Source organism: Nocardia sp. NPDC049935 (assembly GCF_055586645.1).
In genome coordinates this window covers 220,337-240,368 of sequence record NZ_JBVJHV010000008.1, presented here as the reverse complement: position 1 = coordinate 240,368, position 20,032 = coordinate 220,337, and the positions used below count along the sequence as shown (strand labels likewise).

Genomic DNA, 20,032 nt, shown 5'->3' with positions numbered 1-20,032 from the left:
GATACTCGGGTGCGTGTCAGGATCGTCGCGGGTGTCGAAGCGGGCGGCGTGGGGGCGAGCGGAGACGATCGGTATCCGCCCGTTACCGGACGGCGTGGACCTCCCGGCCCGCGCCGTTGCGCAGACCGTCCGCCCAGCCGTTGTTGACATCGTCGTTGGTGGGTGGTTCGCCGCAGCGGGCGCCGCACCGCTGTTCCTGCGGAACCTGGTTCCCGTTCGGGAACGTGCAGTTCGCTCCGTAGCAGGTGTACCCGCCGGTATTCGGATCCACGGGTAGTGCCTGGGGTTCGGGCCACATGGACCACACGTACGAATCGGAGCCGTTGATGGGCGTGCAGTAGACGGTCTCACCGTCCGCGAGGTGACCCACCTCGCCGGGAGCTTCGCAGTACTGGTTCAGTTCGACCTGTGGACCCGGTTGCCCGGCGACGAAGGCGTTGCCGCCGAAGGGGAGGGCCACCGCGGGTGCGGCGGTGACGATGAGCGCTACGGCCCCGACCATGGTGCCGATCAGTCGAGGGCCCGCGCGCAGGAACTGCGCTTGTGGCCTCATGGGTGGATTCCGTTCTGTCGAGTGTCCGACCCGATTCGACTCGATTGATAGTAGCTATCACCGCTGCTCGGTGGCAATGCTCGCTTGTCGCTCGGTGGCAATGCTCGCTGTTCGCCCGGTGACGATTCCCAGCCGTCCGTCGTCGATTTCGGCGATCCGGTCGGCGGCCGCGAGATGGGTACGGTCATGGGTCACCAGGACGGTGGCGGTGCCCTGCCTGCGGGTCAGCCGGGCGATCAGGTCGACCACGGCCGCCCCGCGTTCGTGGTCGAGGGCGCTGGTGGGTTCGTCTACGAGGAGCACCGTGGGGTCGTTCATGAGGGCGCGGGCGACATCGACGCGCTGGCGCTGCCCGCCGGAGAGCTGGTGGGGACGGCGGTGGGCCAGGCCGTCCAGGCCCACCGCGTCGAGGAGTTCCCTCGCCCGGTCCCGGACGGTGCGGGGTCTGCGGCCGTCGATCTGGGCCATGACCTGCAATTGCTCGACAGCGGTGAGCGCGGGCAGCAGATTGGGTTGCTGGAAGACGATACCGATTGTGCGGCGGCGCAGTTCGGCCAGTTCACCACGGGTCATACCGGTGGTCGAGGTGCCGTCCACGACGACGGTGCCGGAGTCGGGCGTGATCAGGGTGGCCGCGACGGCGAGCAGGCTGGATTTACCGGAACCGGAGGGGCCGACCACGACCGTGAGCGAGCCGTCCGGGACTTCCAGGCCGATCCGGTCGAGCGCGGTCAGGCGGTTGTCTCCGTCGGGGTAGGTGAGGGTGATATCGGTCAGTGTCAGGCTCATCGGGCGCTCCCCAGGGCGGTCAGTGGATCGACGGAGGTGATGCGGCGGATCGACAGCGCGGCTCCCAGCGCGCCGAGCAGGATCATCACCGTGGCCGGTAGGAGGACGGTGGCGGGGGTGAGGAGGAACGGTACGGCCGAATCCGCGACGAGTGCCCCCACGGCGGCGGCGAGGCCCGTGCCCAGCAGAGTGCCGCCGGTGAGCAGCACGACCGCCTGGCCGAGCGCGTCCACGAGCAGGTTGGTGGTGGAGGCTCCCAGGGCCTTCAGCACCGCGATATCGCCGCTGCGCTGGATGGTCCACACCGTGAAGAAGGCGCCGATGACCAGGGCGGAGATGGCGAACAGGAAACCGCGCATCAGCTGCAGTGAACCGTTCTCGGAGGTGTAGGAGCCGATCGCGGACAGCGAGTCCCCGGTGGCGACGGTCGTGGTGCCGGCCATCCGGTCGGTGGCTTCGGTATCCACCCCGGAGGTGGTGTTCAGGGTGAGGACGGTGGCGATCGGGGGCGCCCCGTCGCCGGCCGGCGGTGCGGTCGCCTGCCAGATGTCCAGACCGGTCCAGACGACCGGCGTATGACTGAAGAACGCGTCGCCCGCGACGGCCGCCACCTCGAGTCGCCGGCCCGCCACGGTGAGGGAGTCGCCGGTCGTCACGTCCAAGGCGTCCGCGGCCGGGGCGGACAGCACGACCGCGTCGCCACCGATCTTGTCGCCGTCGGGGGCCAGGCCGGATCCGGGCTCGACCCCGAAGAGCGAGACCCCGGCACTCGTGGTCCCGGTAGTGGCCACCGTCGTCGTGATCCCCAGCGGTTCGGCGCTTTCCACGCCGGTCGCCTCCGACCACTGCTGCCACTGCTGCCGGGTGACCGTGGAGCCGCTGTACGAGAGGTCCCGACCGTCGCGGGGCGCCTGGAACGCGATCTCGTCGGCGGGCAGTTCCGTGATCGCGGAGGTGTTCTGCCGGCCCAGTCCGGCCGTCAGCCCGGACAACAGGCCCACGAGCAGGGTGATCAATACGATGACGGTTCCCATCAGGGCGAAACGCCCCTTGGCGAACTTCAGATCTCTCCAGGCGACGAACACGGCTGCGGCCCGTCCTTTCCAGCGATGACAGCGGTACGACTCCACGGTCGCACCCGAATCCCCTGCGCGCGTCCGGCGCAGGACCGCATTCCGGGAGCCGGAAGGCGGCACGCGGGTTCCCTCTTTCGATAGAGGTCGGGGGCGTCGCGGCTCCGTAGCCTGGAGATACTGTGAAGACCGCCGCCCCCGCCCTGACGCCCACCCCCCGGATCCTGGCCTGGTGCCTGCATCTGCTGATCATCGGCCTGCTCGCGCTGGCCGCCGGGCGGGCCGTGACCGGCGACCGCCCGCACAGCGCAGGGGTGGTCGCCGTGGCCGCGGTCTGCGGCCTGGTATACGCGGCGGGTCCGGTATCGCCGCGCGTCCACCGCTCGCGGCGTGCCGCCGCCCTGTGGCTGGCGGCGGTGGGCGCGATCTGGCTGGTCCTGCTCGCGCTGACCGCCGATGCCGTATGGGTGGCCTTTCCGCTGTTCTTTCTCCAGCTCCACCTGTTGCCGCGCCGTATCGGCCTGGCCGCGGTGGCGGCGACGGCGGTGGCGGGTATCGCCGGATACGCCCTCCATACCGGTTCATTCGCCCCGGCCATGGCGATCGGTCCCGCGCTCGGCGCCGCTGTCGCCGTGGCCGTGGTGTGGGGTTACCAAGCCCTGTACCGGGAAAGTGAACAGCGCCGGCGGCTGATCGAGGAGCTCACCGCCACGCGGGCCGATCTGGCCCGGGCCCAGCACACCGCCGGCGCGCTCGCCGAACGTGAACGGCTGGCCCGCGAGATCCACGACACCCTCGCCCAGGGACTGTCCAGCATCCAATTGCTGCTGCGCGCGGCAGAACGGGCTCTGCCCGACGCACCGGAGAACGCGGCCCGCTATATCGATCAGGCCCGGCAGGCCGCCGTCGACGATCTCGCCGAGGCCCGCCGCTTCGTGGTCGCCCTCACCCCGCCCGCGCTGGAGGGTACCTCCCTCGCCGGCGCCCTGGAACGCCTGTGCGCCACCACCTCCGAACGGCACCGCCTCACCGCACGCTTCCGGCTCCGGGACGAGTCCCGGCCGCTCGCGACCGCGCACGAGGTCGCGCTCCTGCGTATCGCGCAATCCGCCCTGGCCAACACCGTTCGCCACGCCGCCGCCACTCACGCCGAGGTCACCCTCGGTTACCCCGGTGACCACGTCGTCCTCGAAATCGCCGACGACGGAACCGGTTTCGACCCCGCGCACCTGCCCGCCGCACCCGATCCCGAAACCGGCGGTTTCGGGCTGGCCGCCATGGCCGCCCGGGTCCGGGCACTGGGCGGCACCCTCGCCGTCGAATCCGCCCCCGGTCACGGCACCACGCTGACCGCCCGGTTGCCTCTCGTTCCGCCCGCCGAGGCCGGGTCCGAGCCGGATCCGGAGGCCCACCGGTGACCGAACCCACGATCCGCCTGCTCGTGGCCGACGATCATCCTGTCGTCCGGGCGGGGTTGCGCGCGGTGCTGGAGACCGAGCCCGGCCTGGTCGTCGTCGCCGAGGCCGCGACCGCCGAGGAAGCCGTCGCCCGCGCCGCCGCCGGCGATATCGACGTCGTCCTCATGGACCTGCAGTTCGGCAAGGGTATGGGCGGCGCCGAGGCCACTGCCCGGATCACCGCCCGCCCGGACGCCCCGCGGGTGCTGATCGTCACCACCTACGACACCGACGCCGATACCCTGCCCGCCATCGAGGCCGGCGCCACCGGTTACCTCCTCAAGGACGCGCCGCCCGAGGATCTGGCCGCCGCCGTGCGCACGGCCGCGGCCGGCCGCACCACCTTGGCTCCCACCGTCGCGAACCGGCTGATGAACCGGCTCCGCAGTCCCGGCACCACGCTGACCCGGCGCGAAACCGATGTCCTCGTCCTGGTCGCCGGGGGGTTGTCCAATCAGGCGGTCGGTGAGCGCCTCCACCTGACCGAGGGCACGGTCAAATCCCACCTGGCCCGCATCTACACCAAACTCGACGTCGACTCCCGCACCGCCGCCGTCGCGGTGGCCACCGAACTCGGTCTCATCCGAAGGCCCTAGGGCGCGCGTCGGGCACAGTCCTGTGTTTCCAGCGTCACGCGTCCGCGGTAACCAGAGCGGGCTTGGTTTTGAACACCCGTCCGAAACGCGCAATTGTTGCGATCATCACCCCAAGGGCCGGCAGCACCCACAGGGCCGCGGTCAATGAGGTCCATTCGGCGAGATGCCCGATCAACGGGGGGCCGGAGACGAAGCCCAACCACCCCAAAGCCGAGACGACGGCGATGGCTCTGCCCGCGTTACCGTCGATCCCGTCGCTTCCGATGGCGCCGGCCGCGCTGAACGCCGTGGGAACCACCAGCGCCAAACCTACCCCCATGCAGGCGAACCCGGCCAGCGCCGCCACGGGCTGCGCAATCAAAAGTGATGTGACCATTCCAGCCGCGAAAATCATCGCGAGAGCCGGTATCAGATTCCGTGCGTCGTACCGTGCCTGCAAAATTGTGGCGGTCAGACGCAGAGTGACCATCGCCAGCGCAAACGAGGCGTAACCCAACCCTGCCAGCGCGGCGCCGGTGTGCAGCTCGGTCTTCAGATAGTTCGCCGACCAGTCGGCAGCGGCACCTTCGCACAGCATCGACGCGAAGGCGAGCACTCCCAGAACCAGAATCGGGCCGACCGGCACACGCCGACCGGAGTCCGGCTTCGCGAGCGGCGGTGACGGATCCCCGGCACGAGGAGCAGCATCGAGCAGAAGTGCAGCGGAACGGAATTCGACCACCGCGACCGCCACCACACCGAGAACGACCATCTGCGTCGTCAGGCTCACATCAATGGCCACCGCGGCAGCGCCGATCAGGGCACCGGCGAACCCCCCGAGGCTCCACATCCCGTGCAGCCGGGACATGATCGGCTTGTCCACGGCCGTCTCGACGGTCACGGCCTGGGTGTTCATCGCGACATCCAGAGCCCCTTGGAACAACCCCCATAGGGCCAGCGCGACGAAGAGCAGGGTGGGTGAACCGGCAACACCGACTCCGATACTGCCGACCGCGTAGCCGACCACGGTAATCTGAATCATCGGCCGACTACCCACCCGCGGCAACAGCCAACTGCACAACATCATTGCCGCTACCGACCCGATCGGCGCTCCCAGCAGGGCAGTGCCCAGCATCGCGTCGGTCATCTCGAGCTGTGCCTTCACCTGCGGAATATGGGCGGTCCACGCCGCGAACAGCATTGAGTGCGCCACAAAGGTCGCACCCACCACCGTCTGGGATACCCGCAGATCACGACCTGTCGCCGGTGGTGACTTCGCGTAGGGCCGGCTGTGGTCAGACACGATGGACCTCGATGCCTTCGGAACCGAGAGCAGCGACCGATGCGTCCGGCGCATCCTCGTCGGTGACCACGATGTCGATATCGGCGGCCGGGCACACTACAGCCATCGCGGTCCGCGCAAACTTGCTCGAATCGACCATCGCGATGGTCCGTGCGGCCGACGACATCGCCGCGCGCTTGACCGCCGCATCCTGCAGATCGTAGGCGGTGACCCCACGGCGCGGATTCAGGCCGCAGCAAGTCAGCAGCATGGTGTCGAATCGCAGGTCGGCTAGGTTGTGTTCGGCTATCGGGCCGACCAGCGAGGACTCACCGGGGCGCACCGAACCTCCCGGAACCAGCAGCGCGACGTCGCGGCCCGCGGCCAGGACGGTGATCTCGTTGACCGCCAGCGGCACCACTGTCACCCGCCGCTGAACAAGAATGCGTGCTGCCGCCAAACCGGTTGTACCGCTGTCGAGAACTACCGATTCGCCATCGGAGATCAACTTCACAGCCGCCGCCGCGATCCTGGCCTTGGCCTCGGCACGCTCCAACTCCCGCATCGCGAACGGTGATTCCTCACCACGCAGCATGGTGCTCACCGCGCCGCCCCGGACCCGGCGCAGCACCCCGGCCTGCTCGAGCTCTGCCAGATCTCGCCGAATGGTCACCTCGGACGTGCCGAGTTCCTGCGCCAGCGCGGTGACGCTGACCAATTCAGTCGTTTTCAACGCGCGCACGATCTCCGCGTGTCGTTGTTCGGCTACCACCATACCCATACGGTACAGAAAGTATGATCGTTCGAAAGCTATGACTGATCGATAGTGCCGGATAGGTCTTGTAACCGCGCCACAGCAGGTGAGGCCTCGGCCGATAGCGCAGCATCCGTGGCCGGTCATTCGTGGGAAACCGATCAGAGACCCGGCCACGGGCCGGCGGCCCGATCTTCCGACGGATACGGCGCCGCCGGAGCACGGGCGGCCTGGATTCACGATGATCGAAGTGATCGCGGGCTCGACGCAGCGAACATCGGAACCCGAGGCGCGGATGCCGAAAATACGGGGGAGGGTGGTGCGCGAGGGGGGACTTGAACCCCCACGTCCGTGGACACCAGAACCTAAATCTGGCGCGTCTGCCAATTTCGCCACTCGCGCTTGGTGGTACGACCGTCCAAACTCTACCGGGCCGGCGGCTGATCATGAAGACGCGGGCGGCGTGTTTGTACTCACCAGTAACCCCACCTGGGATTATAACGATTATGTTACGGCCAATATGAGGAGTACTCATGTTTCGCGGCGGTAAGCACACGGCCTCACCTGCGGCTTCAAACATGAGGGAGGGTCATATTTTCGGTAACTCTGGTACGTACGTACTGAAATACTCGTGGGTAAGCGACGCACCGGCAGGCAAACGTGAGGATTTCCTCATGATTTCGTGGCATCCTCGCCGATAGCGAGCCGACGGGCATGGCATGCCCGCGCGCGGACCGGGAGCCGGGGAAGCCTCCGAAGATATGTCGCCACGAGAGAGAGCCGAAGCGTCTTGACGATTAACGAGAGCACTGCGTCCGGAGCCGGAAACCGGATGAACGCGGCCGGGGCCGCGAGCAGGTCTGCCTCCGAGACGAATCGCACACCGTTGCTGGACCGTCTGCGGGAGGGAACCCCCTACGCGCTGGCCTTCGGAGGCCAGGGCGCGAGCTGGCTGGGAGAGCTGGCCGAGATCGGCCGCGACGCCGCCCTGGAGCCCGAACTCACCGCACTGGTCAACGAGGCGGCCGCGCTGCTGGCGCCGGTCTCGGATCAGCTGCTGACCGTCCGGCCCGTCGGCTTCGACCCGGTGGCCTGGATGCTGGAAGACGAACTCGCCGACGACGACACCGAAACGGTCTCCGACGCGCCGCCGGAACGCGTGCTGCGCTCGGCCGCGGTGTCGATGCCCGGTGTGCTGCTGGCGCAGCTGGCCGCGCTGCGGGCGCTGCGGTTGCAGGGGCTGGATCCGGCGGAATTCGAACCGGTCGCCGTGGTCGGTCATTCGCAGGGCCTGCTCGCCGCGTCCGCGGTGGCCGCCCGCGGGCAGCGCGACCCGGAGATGCTGGCGATCGCCCAGCTGGTCGGTGCGGCAGCGGGTTTGGTCGCGCGGCGGCGCGGGCTGATGCCGGTGGGCGAGCGCTCCTCGATGGTCGCCGTCTCCAATGCCGATCCGGAGCAGTTGCGCGTCGTGATCGCCGGTGTCGCCGCGGGTATGGATCCGGCCGCCGCGCCGGTGCTGTCCATCCGTAACGGCCGGCGTCGCGTTGTGCTCTCCGGCACCCCGGACGCGCTGCGCCGGGTGCGGCAGCGCTGTGCGCAGCTGCACGACGAGCAGGAGCGGGAGCGGTCCGCCAAACAGCGCGGCGGCGCCGTATTCGCGCCGGTGTTCGAAGATCTCGATGTCGACGTGGCGTTCCATCACCCCGCCCTGGCCGATACCGTCGACCTGGTCGTGGGCTGGGCGGGCCAGTGCGGCCTGGATACCGAGCTGGCCGGGCGGTTGGCCCGGCAGATCCTGGTGGACCCGGTGGACTGGGTGTCGATCGTCGACGGTGTGGTCGGCGCGGGCGCCGAATGGATCCTGGATCTCGGTCCCGGCGATCTACTCTCCCGGGTGAGCGGCAACTCCCTCAAGGGCACCGGCGTGGGCGTGGTCGCGGTGGCCACCCGGGCCGGTCAGCGCAGCCTGCTCACCCCGGGCGCGACCCCCGAGGTGGCCCGGCCGTGGTCGGCGTTCGCGCCGGCGCCGGTGCGGCTGCCCAACGGGCGGATCGTGGTGGAAACCGCGTTCACCCGGCTCACCGGACGCTCGCCCATCCTGCTGGCGGGGATGACCCCGACCACGGTGGACGCGAAGATCGTCGCGGCCGCGGCCAACGCCGGGCACTGGGCGGAACTGGCCGGTGGCGGCCAGGTGACCGAGCAGATCTTCGCCGACCGCGTGGAGGATCTGAAGAAGCTGCTGCAGCCCGGACGGCAGGTGCAGTTCAATTCGCTGTTCCTGGACCCGTACCTGTGGAAACTGCAGCTGGGGGGTAAACGGCTGGTTCAGCGGGCTCGCGCGGCGGGCGCTCCGTTCGACGGTGTGATCGTCACCGCCGGTATCCCGGAGCTCGAGGAAGCCGTCGCGCTGATCGAGGAACTGACCGAGGTGGGGATCGGCCACGTCGCGTTCAAACCGGGCACCGTCGCGCAGATCCGCTCGGTGCTCCGGATCGCCGGCGAGGTCCCGGACTACCCGGTGATCATGCATATCGAGGGTGGAAAGGCCGGTGGGCACCACTCCTGGGAGGATCTGGACGATCTCCTGCTCGAAACCTATGCCGAACTGCGCGGACACGGAAACGTCGTGGTCTGCGTCGGCGGTGGGATCGGAACCCCGGAGCGGGCCACCGAGTATCTGACCGGCACCTGGTCGGCGGCGCACGGCTATCCGGCGATGCCGCTGGACGGTGTCCTGGTGGGCACCGCCGCGATGGCGACCCTGGAGGCCACGACGGCGCCGGAGGTCAAACAGCTGCTGGTCGACACCCCCGGCACTCCGGACTGGGTGGGCGCGGGCACCGCGACCGGCGGGATGGCCTCGGGCCGCAGCCAGCTGGGCGCCGATATCCACGAAATCGACAACGCCGCCTCGCGGACCGGCCGCCTGCTCGACGAGGTCGCCGGGGACGCGGACGCGGTCGCGCAGCGGCGCGACGAGATCATCACCGCCCTGAACGCCACGGCCAAACCGTATTTCGGTGATGTGACCGCGATGAGCTACCTCGCCTGGCTCGAACGCTATGTGGAACTCGCGATCGGCCAGGAGGGCCGGCAGGAGTTCGACTGCGGTAGCGATCTCGGCGAGACCATCTCCGAATGCACCCGGTCGCTCTGGCTGGACATCAGCTGGCGTGAGCGGTTCGCCGAGATGCTGCGCCGCGCCGAGGCCCGGCTCGCGCCGGCCGACCGCGGCGAGATCGACTCCCTGTTCGCGGACGAGGATCTGGAGAACCCGGCGCGCGCCCTCGCGACGCTGGGCGAGCGGTATCCGGCGGCCGCGGCCACCCTGCTGCATCCGGCCGATGTGCCGTTCTTCATGGCGCTGTGCAAGACCCCGGGCAAGCCGGTGAACTTCGTCCCGGTGGTGGACCAGGACGTGCGGCGCTGGTGGCGCTCCGATTCGCTGTGGCAGGCGCACGATCCGCGCTACTCCGCCGACCAGGTCTGCGTGATCCCGGGCACCGTCTCGGTCGCCGGCATCACCCGGGTCGACGAGCCGGTCGGCGAACTGCTGGACCGGTTCGAACAGGACGCGGCGTACACGCTGGTCCGCGACGGTGTGGTGCCGTCGGCCGTCGACGCGCGCCGGGTCGCGTCGGTGACCAGCGGCCCGATCGATGTGGTGCTGGCCGCGCCGGATGTGAGCTGGTCCGGCCGGGCCACCGTCAACCCGGTGCACCGCCTGGGCGACCTGCACGAGTGGACCGTGGACGAGAAGGGCGCGATTCATCCGCCCACCGGCGCCACCCTCGTCGAGACCGAGGGACCCGAGGCCGAGCATTCGTATGTGGAACTGACCGTCCCGCTGTACGCCGGACATGTGGTGCGGATCCGGATCACCGTCCCGGTATCGGTGTACAACGGCGGCGCGCCCGTGGTGACCGAGACCGACGCGGACGCCGCCATGTCGGCGCTGCTCGCGGTCGCGGCCGGGCAGACGCTGCCCGAGGTGAAGGGCAATATCGCGCACGTCAACCTCGCCTGGACGCCCGACCTGGTCGCCGACCACGCCGGCGTGACCGGTGCCGGGCTGCCCGCGGATCTGAGCACGCTCGGCCGCACCGTGCCCGATGTCCTGGTGGGCGCCTGCTGGCCGGCGGTCTTCGCGGTCCTGGGCGCGGCGCGAACCGCGCCCGGCGCCAGCGTGATCGAGGGCATGCTCGATCTGGTGCATCTCGATCACCGGATCGAACTGCTGCGCGAACTCCCCGATGTCACCAGCATTCTCGTGGTCCGCGCCCAATCCGGTTCGGTGCTCGACACCGATCTCGGCCGCGTGGTCGAGGTGGAGGTCACCGTCGGCGAGATGCGGGACCAGGGCCTGGACGTGGTGCCGCTGGCCCGGCTCGCGGAGCGTTTCGCGATCCGCGGCCGCACCGGCGCGGGAGAACTGACCGATCCGCCGCGGGCCGCGGGCACCGTGAGCGACGACGCCACCGAGACGCCGCGTCGCCGGCGCCGGGACGTCACCATGATCGCCCCGCGCAGTATGGCCGCGTTCGCGTCGGTCTCCGGTGATCACAACCCGATCCACACCAGCGATGCCGCGGCGAAACTGGCCGGGCTGGGTAGCCCGATCGTGCACGGGATGTGGTTGTCGGCCGCCGCCCAGCACGCCGTCTCCGCGGTGGATCCGCAGGCATCGGTACCGGCTCGCACCCTGACCGCGTGGACCACCCGCTTCCTCGGCATGGTGCGGCCCGGTGCGGAGATCGACGTCCGTGTGGAGCGGATCGCGGTCGACGCCGGTGACGAGATCATCGAGGTCTCCTGCCGGACCGGCGGTGATCTGGTGATGACCGCGACCGGTCGCACCGCCGCCCCCAAGACCGTCTACGCCTTCCCCGGCCAGGGCATCCAGCGCAAGGGAATGGGCCTGGACGCCCGCACCCGGTCCAAGGCCGCCAAGGCGATCTGGGATCGCGCCGATAAGCACACCCGGGCGGCGCTGGGCTTCTCGATCCTCGCCGTGGTGCGGGACAACCCGACCTACCTGAAGGCGCGCGGTGTGGAACACCGGCACCCGGACGGTGTGCTGCATCTGACGCAGTTCACCCAGGTCGCGATGGCGACGCTCGGTGTCGCCCAGGTCGCCGAGCTGCGCGAGGCCGGCGCTTTCGTCGAGGGTTCGCTGCTGGCCGGACATTCGGTGGGCGAGTACAACGCGCTCGCCGCCGTCGCCGGGGTACTGCCGCTCGAGGCCGTTCTCGAGGTGGTGTTCCAGCGCGGTTCGGCCATGCACGAACTGGTCCCGCGTGACGACCAGGGCCGCAGCGACTACCGGATGGCCGCCATCCGGCCGTCGCAGATCGGGCTGCCCGACGACGAGGTCATCGAGTTCGTCGCCGAGGTCGGCCGGGAGGCGGGCGAATTCCTCGAGGTGGTGAACCTCAACCTGCGCGGTTCGCAGTACGCGATCGCGGGTACCGTCGCCGGTCTCGAGGCGCTGGAAACCGAGATCGACCGGCGCCGCGAGGAATTCGGCGGTAAACGCGCCTTCATCCTGGTGCCCGGAATCGATGTGCCGTTCCATTCGACCGTGCTGCGCAAGGGCGTTCCGGAGTTCCGGGGCAAACTCGAGCAGTTGCTGCCGGAGGAGCTGCATCCGGAGGTACTGGTCGGCCGCTACGTTCCGAACCTGGTGCCCCGGCCGTTCTCGCTGGAGCGCGAATTCGTCGCCGAGATCGCGGATCTGGTGCCGTCCGAACCGCTGGCCGCGGTGCTGGCCGATTTCGACTCCTGGTCGCAGCGGCCCAGTGAACTGTGCCGGGTGGTGCTGATCGAGCTGCTGGCCTGGCAGTTCGCCAGCCCGGTGCGCTGGATCGAGACCCAGGACCTGCTCTTCGGTGAACTGGGCGTGGAACGGTTCGTCGAGGTCGGCCTGGGCGCCACCCCGACGGTCGCGAACCTGGCGAGCCAGACCCTGAAACTGCCCGATTTCACCACCGCCACCGTGGAAGTGCTCAATATCGAGCGCGAGTCCGGGATCGTCTACTCGACCGATACCGATCCGGCGCCCGTGGACGAGCCGGTGGAGGAGGTTGCCGAGGCGCCCGCCGCGGCCGCCGCTCCGGCCGCCGCGCCCGCTGCCGCACCGGCGGCCCCCAGCGGTGGCCCGCGTCCCGACGACATCACCTTCACCGCCGCCGACGCCACCCGGGTGCTGATCGCCCTGTGGACCAAGCTGCGGATCGACCAGATCGGCCCGGTCGACACCATCGAGGGCCTCTGCGACGGTGTGTCCTCGCGACGCAACCAGTTGCTGGTGGACCTCGGTTCCGAGCTGTCGCTCGGTGCGATCGACGGGGCGGCCGACGCCGATATGGGTGCGCTGTCGGCCACGGTGGAACGCCTGGCCCGCACCTACAAGCCGTTCGGCTCGGTGCTCTCCGACGCGATCAACGACCATCTCCGCAAGGTGTTCGGTCCGTCCGGTAAGCGCCCGGCGGCCATCGCCGAACGGGTGAAGAAGGTCTGGGAACTGGGCGACGGCTGGGCCAGCCACATCACCGCCGAGGTCTCGCTGGGCACCCGCGAGGGCGCCAGCGTGCGCGGCGGCGATCTGGGCGGCCTGGTAGCCGGTGCGCTCACCGACGCCGCCTCCGTGGACGCGGCCGTCGACGCCGCCGTGCAGTCGGTGGCGGCCCGCCGCGGCGTCGCGGTCTCGCTGCCGAGCGCCGGCGGATCGAGCGGCGGCACCGTGGACGCGGCCGCGCTCGGCGAGTTCACCGAACAGATCACCGGTAAGGACGGCGTGCTGGCCTCGGCCGCGCGCCTGGTGCTCGAACAGCTCGGCCTGAGCGAACAGGTCTCCGCCCCCGAGGCCACCGAAGACGGTCTGGTGGACCTGGTGTCGGCCGAACTCGGTTCGGATTGGCCGCGCCTGGTGGCGCCGGCCTTCGACGGCCGCAAGGCGGTTCTGCTCGACGACCGCTGGGCCACCGCGCGCGAGGATCTGGCGCGGCTGTGGCTCGGCGCGGACGCCGAGACCGCGCAGCTGCCGGTGACCGGGTTCGCCGGAGCCGGTGCAGCCGTGGCCGCGCAGGCGGACTGGTGGCGGCAGCGGGCGGTGCACGAGGCCCGCTCGGTACTGGCCGGGCACTACGAGCGGATCGCGGTCGCGGCCCGCGACACCGAGCAGGTGGGGGAGTGGTCCTCCGATATCGCGATCGTCACCGGCGCCAGCAAGGGTTCCATCGCGGCGGCCGTGACCGGGCGCCTGCTGGGCGGGGGCGCGACCGTGGTGGTCACGACCTCGCGCCTGGACGACTCCCGGCTCGGTTTCTACCGCGACCTCTACCGCGACCACGCCCGCCAGGGCGCCGCGCTGTGGGTGGTCCCGGCGAATATGGCCTCCTACACCGATATCGACGCCCTCATCGAATGGGTCGGCACCGAACAGGTCGACAACGCGGGCGGCGCCAAGATCAAGACCAAGGACGCGCTCACCCCCACCCTGCTGCTGCCGTTCGCGGCGCCGCGGGTGGCCGGTGACCTCTCCGACGCCGGCGCGCGCGCCGAAATGGAGATGCGGGTGCTGCTGTGGTCGGTCGAGCGGCTGATCGGCGGACTGTCGAAACTGGGCGCCGATCACGATGTCGACGCGAAACTGCATGTGGTGCTGCCGGGTTCGCCCAACCGCGGGCTGTTCGGCGGTGACGGCGCCTACGGTGAGGCCAAGGCCGCGCTGGACGCCGTGGTCGCGAAGTGGCGGGCCGAGAAGTCGTGGTCGGCCCGGGTCACCCTGGTGCACGCGCTGATCGGCTGGGTCCGGGGCACCGGGCTGATGGGTCATAACGATGTCATGGTCGAGGCCGTCGAGAAGGCCGGGGTGCAGACCTGGTCCACCGCCGAGATCGCCGACGAACTGCTGAAGTGGGCGACGCTGCAGGCCCGGACGGTGACCACCTCGGGTCCGCAGCAGGTCGATCTGACCGGCGGCCTGGCCGGTGCGAATCTCGATCTGCCGGAGCTGGCGAAGCAGGCGCAGGAAGCCGCGGAGCAGGCGGCCGCCGAAGAAGCCGATACGCGGTCGGCGACGCGGATCGCGGCGCTGCCCGCCCCGCCGGCCCTGACCTCGGCACTGCCGGTGCCCGAATGGGGTCCGGTGACCAGCGATCTCACCGATATGGTCGTCATCGTCGGCGCCGGTGAACTCGGACCGTACGGTTCGGCGCGCACCCGCTTCGAAATGGAGGTCTCCGACGAACTGTCGGCGGCGGGCGTGCTGGAGCTGGCCTGGACCACCGGCATGGTGACCTGGGAGAACGATCCCAAACCGGGCTGGTACGACACCGAATCCGGCGATCTCGTGCCGGAACACGAACTGGCCGGGAAGTACCACGACGCGGTGGTCGAACGCTGCGGTATCCGCCGCTACGCCGACGACGGCGCCATGGTCGACAACAGCAGCCCGCTGATGACCTCGGTCTTCCTCGACGAGGATCTGTCGTTCACGGTCGGCGGCGAGGCCGAGGCGCGCGCCTTCCACGCGGCCGATCCCGAGCACACGGTGATCACCCCGGTCGCCGACTCCGGCGACTGGACGGTGACCCGCAAGGCCGGCACCGAGATCCGGGTGCCCCGGCGCGCGAATCTCTCGCGCACCGTCGGCGGCCAGATCCCGACCGGCTGGGATCCCACGGTCTGGGGTATCTCCGCGGATATGGCGTCCTCCATCGACCGGGTGGCGCTGTGGAACATCGCCTGCACGGTCGACGCGTTCGTCGGCTCCGGGTTCAGCCCCACCGAGCTGATGAGCTGGGTGCATCCGAGCCTGGTCGCCAACACCCAGGGCACCGGTATGGGCGGTATGTCGTCGATGCGCTCGCTCTACGTCGACAACCTGCTCGGCGAATCGCGGCCCAACGACATCCTGCAGGAAGCGCTGCCCAACGTGGCGCTGGCGCATGTGGTGCAGTCCTATGTGGGCAGCTACGGCGCCATGGTGCACCCGGTGGCGGCCTGCGCCACCGCGGCGGTCTCGGTCGAGGAAGGCGTCGACAAGATCAAACTCGGTAAGGCCGAGGTGGTCGTGGCCGGTGGTTTCGACGATCTGGGTATCGAGGGCATCGTCGGCTTCGGCGATATGTCGGCCACCGCGGATTCCGCGGCCATGAGCGCCAAGGGCATCAGCGACCGCTACTTCTCCCGCGCCAACGACCGCCGCCGGGGCGGGTTCGTGGAATCGCAGGGCGGCGGCACGGTCCTGCTGGCCCGCGGCGATGTGGCGCTGGAACTGGGTCTGCCGGTACTCGGCGTGGTCGCCTACGCCCAGTCCTTCGCCGACGGCGTGCACACCTCCATCCCGGCGCCCGGGCTCGGCGCGCTGGGTGCGGGCCGGGGTGGCCGGGAATCCCGGTTCGCCGCGGAACTGCGCAAACTCGGTGTGGGCCCGGACGATATCGCGGTGGTGTCCAAACACGACACCTCCACGGCGGCCAACGACCCCAACGAGTCCGAACTGCACGAGCGGCTCGCGGCGGCCGTCGGCCGGTCCGAGGGCGCACCGCTGTTCGTGGTGTCCCAGAAGAGCCTCACCGGGCACGCCAAGGGCGGCGCCGCCGCCTTCCAGCTGATCGGCCTGTGCCAGGTGCTGGAAAACGGTGTGGTGCCGCCGAACCGGAGCCTGGACTGCGTGGACGAGAAGATGCGGGAGTACCCGCATCTGGTCTGGCTGCGGGAGGCGCTGCGCTTCGGCGACCGGTTCCCGCTGAAGGCGGGTCTGGTGACCTCACTCGGGTTCGGGCATGTATCCGGTCTGCTCGCGGTGGTGCATCCGGAGGCCTTCGTGCAGGCGATCGAACCGGGCCGGCGGGCGGAGTACCAGCGCCGGGCCCAGGAACGGCTGCTCGCGGGCCGGCAGCGCATCGTCGAGGCCATGTGCGGCGGGCCGGCGCTCTACGAGCGTCCCGCCGACCGGCGTCTCGGCGGCGACGGCACCCCGGCGGCGCAGGTGCGCGGTCTGGAAGCCGGTGTGCTGCTCTCCGAACAGGCCCGGCTCGGCGCGGACGGGGTGTACCAGGTCGGCGGAGCCGGTTGCGAGACCGGGCAGTTCGCCGGTGGCGGTTCCGATGCCGGCGCGCCCGCCACACCGTAGGCTGCGCCACTGTGACCATCATCGGAATCGGCTTGGACCTGGTAACAATCTCCGAGTTCGCCGAACAGCTCGACCGTGCCGGAACCACCATGCTCCGGGAGAGTTTCACCGCCGGTGAGCGGCGATACTGCCAGAGCAAGGCCACGGATCCGGCACGGAGTTACGCGGCGCGGTGGGCGGCGAAGGAGGCGGTGCTCAAGGCCTGGGCATCGTCGCGCTTCGCCCGCCGCCCGCAGATCGGGGACAACCCGTATCCGCTGATCGAGGTGGTCAACGACGCCTGGGGCCGGCCGAGCATCAAATTGCACGGCCTGGCCGCGGAGTTCCTGCCCCGGGTGCGGGTGCATCTGTCGCTCACCCACGACGGCGACACCGCGGCGGCGATGGTGGTACTGGAGGATCCGGGTGAACTGGCCGACCTCATCGAGGGCCGGTCACCGGAGAACTGAACAGATAGAGACGAGAAAGGGCCCGCAGCGCAACGCTGCGGGCCTTTTCTCGGATGTGTGGGTCAGCGCTGGCCGCCCGTGCGCGATTCCTTCTCGGCGACCAGGAGATAGGCGACCATGAGCCGTTTCAGCTCGGCGACCGCGTCGGCGTGGCTCTGTTCGTCCTGTACCGAGAAATTCATCATCGAATACACCACGTGCACCAGCACCTCGGCCATCATGGTGCGCCGGGCGCGCGGTGTGCGCGGCGTCAGCGGGCGCAGCATCTGCGAGACGACCTCGGCGAACTCCTTCTCGTGGATGGCGCCGGTGGCCCGGGTGGACGGCGTGGACTGCATGGCCAGCCACACCTCGCGGCGGGAGGGGTCGGTCATCCAGAGATTGGCCAGGTGATCGACGAACTGGTTCATATGCCGGAGCCAGTCCAGGGACGGGATCTCTCCGTGGAAGTCCGCGAGTTCCTGAGACACCGCCACCAGATCCTGCCGGTTCAGCTCGCAGACGATCACGTATTTGTTGGCGAAGAACTGGTAGAGGGTGCCGATCGGCACCTCGGCCCGGGCGGCGACCTCTTCACACGTGAACGATTCGAAACCCACTTCCACCAGCAGCTCCCGCGACGCCTGCAACAGTGCGTCGAACTTTCGCTTACTGCGTTCCTGGGTCGGACGCCGCCGCGGCATCAGCTCCTGCGGATCGTCCTGGAGTTCCAGCGCAGGGTCCGGACGCCGTTTCGCCCTGGCCTCTGTGCGTACGTTCACCTGTCCCAGGCTAGCGGTAGCACGAAGTCCGTGGTGCAGAGTGTGCGACTGTGACGGCGAGTCTGTCATGTCTCACCACCGCGGTCCCGCCGATCCGGGCTCCGCGACATCGCTGGTGCGCGCTGCCGCGGCCGGTGGATCGGCGGGCGCACCGTCTCAGTTCCGGGTCCGCCGCTGGAAAAGGATCAGCGCGGCGGTATAGGCCATCACCGCGATGCCGCCCCACCAGATCAGAGCGAGGACGGCGCTGTTGCCGATCGGCGTGCCCACCAGCAGCCCGCGCAGGGTTTCGATGACGGGGGTCACGGGCTGGTGCTCGGCAAATCCGCGCAGCCACGAGGGCATGGTCTCCGGCGGGACGAACGCGCTGCTCACATAAGGGAGGAACATCGCGACGATGGTGAATCCGTTGGCGGCCTCGGGGCTACTGGCGAGGAGCCCGAAACACGCGGACACCCAGGACAGTGCGACGATCACCAGCGCCAGGACCGCGGCGGCGGCCAGCCAGCGCAGTGGGTCGGCGGTCGGGCGGAATCCGATCACCAGCGCGACCGCGACGACGACGGCGGTGGCCGCCATATTGCGCAGCAGGCTTTCGGCGATATGCCCGGTCAGGAACGCGGACCGGCCGATGGCCAGGGTGCGGAACCGGTCGACGATGCCCTCGGTGATATCCACCGAGACGCCGACCGCGGTGGTCGCGGCTCCGAAACTGGCGCACAGCAGGATGATCCCGGGTACGACGTAGTCGACGAACGGGCCGCCGACCTCCATGGCGCCGCCGAAGACGTAGACGAACATGACCAGGATCATGATCGGCAAGGCGAGGGTGCTGATGACTCCGTCGGGGCTGCGCAACGTATGGCGGAGGTTGCGGCCGGTCATGGTGGCCGCGTCCTGGACGGTGTGGGCGAGTGTGGTCACGGGTGGGGCTTTCTGTGCGGCGGGGAATGGGTGCGAGCGGGTCACGAGGCCGCGGCCACTGTTTCGGCGGGTCGGCCGGTGAGCGCGAAGAACACATCGTCGAGATCGGGGGTGTGCACGCTCAACTGCTCGACGCCGATATCGAGGACCGCGAATTCGTCGAGTAGATGCTTCAGATGGGAGACGCTGCCGTCGGACGGGACCTGCAGGGTGAGTTCGTCGGGATCGGTTTCGGTATGGCCGGTCAGCCGGGCGGCGGCGGCCAGCCCCGCGGCGTCGGCGAAGCGGAAGAGGATATGCCCGCCGGGGGTGAGCTGTTTCAGTTCGGCGGGGCTGCCGTCCGCGACGATCAGGCCGTCGTTGAGCACCGCGATCCGATCGGCGAGCTGATCGGCCTCCTCCAGATACTGGGTGGTGAGGAAGACCGTGACACCGTCGTCCACCAGTTCCCTGATGACAGACCAGAGTTCGCGCCGGCTGCGTGGGTCGAGCCCGGTGGTGGGTTCGTCGAGGAACACCACCTCGGGCTGCCCCATCAGGCTCATGGCGAGGTCCAGGCGGCGCCGCATACCGCCGGAGTAGGTGGACGCCGGGCGCCCGGCGGCCTCGACCAGATCGAACCGCTCCAGGAGTTCGGCGGTCCGGCGGCGGGACTCCGCCCGGTTCAGATGGAGCAGGCGCCCCACCAGGTGCAGGTTCTCGCGCCCGGTGAGGACCTTGTCCAGTGCCGCGTACTGGCCGGTGACGCCGATGGCGGCGCGGACCCGGTCGGGGGCACGGAGCACGTCGTGGCCCGCGACCCGGGCGGTGCCGGCGTCCGGGGCGGTGAGGGTGGCGAGGATGCGCACCATCGTGGTCTTCCCGGCGCCGTTGGGTCCGAGCAGGGAGAAGACCGTGCCGGCATCGACCTCGAGGTCGATGCCGGTGAGTACGCGGTGGCCGGCGAAGGATTTGCCGAGGCCGGCGAGGGCGATGGCGGGTGGGGCGGTCATGGTGGACTCCGTTCCAGAAACCGTATGCCTCATAAACTGTATATGGCATATATTCTGATTAGAGCGTACACAGTTTGGAGCGGGGCGCAAGAGTCCGGTGGGGAGGTGCGGTAGGAAAGGATGGTCACCGGGTAGGTACCGCGGTGGCGGTGCCGTACCGGCTGTTGCCGCCGGTGGCCGAACGAAAGGAAGCGGAATCGATGCCGAGCTCAGCCGGGAGCGGTCCGGACGCGGATGGGCGATCTCGGGCTGCGCAGGCCGGCGATCCGGCGGAATCCG

Annotated in this window: 12 protein-coding genes and 1 tRNA gene; 4 read left to right on the top strand and 9 right to left on the bottom strand. The window is 69.6% G+C overall.

Annotated elements, in window-relative coordinates:
- Positions 1-82: 82 nt before the first annotated feature.
- Genes ACZ6SF_RS27800 through ACZ6SF_RS27790 form a run of 3 tightly spaced genes read right to left on the bottom strand, consistent with a single transcriptional unit; the run spans position 83 to position 2,427 of the window.
- Complete coding sequence (locus ACZ6SF_RS27800) at positions 83-553, bottom strand: hypothetical protein (RefSeq protein ID WP_466065912.1); 471 nt, start codon at positions 551-553, stop codon at positions 83-85.
- A 57-nt stretch (positions 554-610) separates the two neighbouring features.
- Positions 611-1,342, bottom strand: a complete 732-nt coding sequence (locus ACZ6SF_RS27795; protein ID WP_466065910.1) for an ABC transporter ATP-binding protein — start codon at positions 1,340-1,342, stop codon at positions 611-613.
- Positions 1,339-2,427, bottom strand: coding sequence for an ABC transporter permease (locus tag ACZ6SF_RS27790; RefSeq protein WP_466065908.1), 1,089 nt, complete (start codon positions 2,425-2,427; stop codon positions 1,339-1,341). Before ACZ6SF_RS27790 ends, ACZ6SF_RS27795 begins: the two co-directional genes overlap by 4 nt.
- 170 nt (positions 2,428-2,597) lie before the next feature.
- Here ACZ6SF_RS27790 and ACZ6SF_RS27785 point away from each other — a divergent pair, with 170 nt between their 5' ends.
- Positions 2,598-3,833, top strand: coding sequence for a sensor histidine kinase (locus ACZ6SF_RS27785; protein ID WP_466065907.1), 1,236 nt, complete (start codon positions 2,598-2,600; stop codon positions 3,831-3,833).
- A complete protein-coding gene (locus ACZ6SF_RS27780) occupies positions 3,830-4,468 on the top strand; it encodes a response regulator (RefSeq protein ID WP_466065905.1) in 639 nt (212 codons plus the stop codon). The genes ACZ6SF_RS27785 and ACZ6SF_RS27780 overlap by 4 nt, the downstream gene beginning before the upstream one ends.
- A 34-nt stretch (positions 4,469-4,502) precedes the next feature.
- On the opposite strand, the gene ACZ6SF_RS27775 is transcribed toward ACZ6SF_RS27780, so the two are convergent.
- From ACZ6SF_RS27775 to ACZ6SF_RS27765, 3 genes are all read right to left on the bottom strand, one after another.
- Complete coding sequence (locus tag ACZ6SF_RS27775; protein ID WP_466065903.1) at positions 4,503-5,750, bottom strand: MFS transporter; 1,248 nt, start codon at positions 5,748-5,750, stop codon at positions 4,503-4,505.
- A complete protein-coding gene (locus ACZ6SF_RS27770; protein ID WP_466065901.1) occupies positions 5,743-6,504 on the bottom strand; it encodes a DeoR/GlpR family DNA-binding transcription regulator in 762 nt (253 codons plus the stop codon). Before ACZ6SF_RS27770 ends, ACZ6SF_RS27775 begins: the two co-directional genes overlap by 8 nt.
- Positions 6,505-6,800: 296 nt before the next feature.
- A tRNA-Leu gene (locus ACZ6SF_RS27765) sits at positions 6,801-6,885 on the bottom strand.
- Between the two features lie 388 nt (positions 6,886-7,273).
- Between ACZ6SF_RS27765 and ACZ6SF_RS27760 the strand changes: the two genes are divergently transcribed.
- Both ACZ6SF_RS27760 and acpS read left to right on the top strand, forming a co-directional pair.
- Entirely contained in the window at positions 7,274-16,627 is a 9,354-nt protein-coding gene (locus ACZ6SF_RS27760) for a fatty acid synthase subunit beta domain-containing protein (protein WP_466065899.1), read from the top strand.
- An 11-nt stretch (positions 16,628-16,638) separates the two neighbouring features.
- The gene (gene acpS, locus ACZ6SF_RS27755) at positions 16,639-17,076 is read left to right on the top strand and encodes a holo-ACP synthase AcpS (protein ID WP_357422647.1); all 438 of its coding nucleotides are present in this window, start codon (positions 16,639-16,641) and stop codon (positions 17,074-17,076) included.
- 62 nt (positions 17,077-17,138) lie between these two features.
- On the opposite strand, the gene ACZ6SF_RS27750 is transcribed toward acpS, so the two are convergent.
- The 3 genes from ACZ6SF_RS27750 to ACZ6SF_RS27740 form a co-directional block, all read right to left on the bottom strand.
- Positions 17,139-17,759 carry a TetR/AcrR family transcriptional regulator gene (locus ACZ6SF_RS27750; protein WP_450001618.1) on the bottom strand — a complete coding sequence of 207 codons (621 nt, stop codon included), beginning with the start codon at positions 17,757-17,759 and terminating at the stop codon, positions 17,139-17,141.
- Positions 17,760-17,993: 234 nt separating this feature from the next.
- Positions 17,994-18,722, bottom strand: a complete 729-nt coding sequence (locus ACZ6SF_RS27745) for an ABC transporter permease (RefSeq protein ID WP_466066162.1) — start codon at positions 18,720-18,722, stop codon at positions 17,994-17,996.
- An 80-nt stretch (positions 18,723-18,802) separates the two neighbouring features.
- A complete protein-coding gene (locus ACZ6SF_RS27740) occupies positions 18,803-19,753 on the bottom strand; it encodes an ATP-binding cassette domain-containing protein (RefSeq protein ID WP_466065897.1) in 951 nt (316 codons plus the stop codon).
- Positions 19,754-20,032 lie beyond the last annotated feature (279 nt).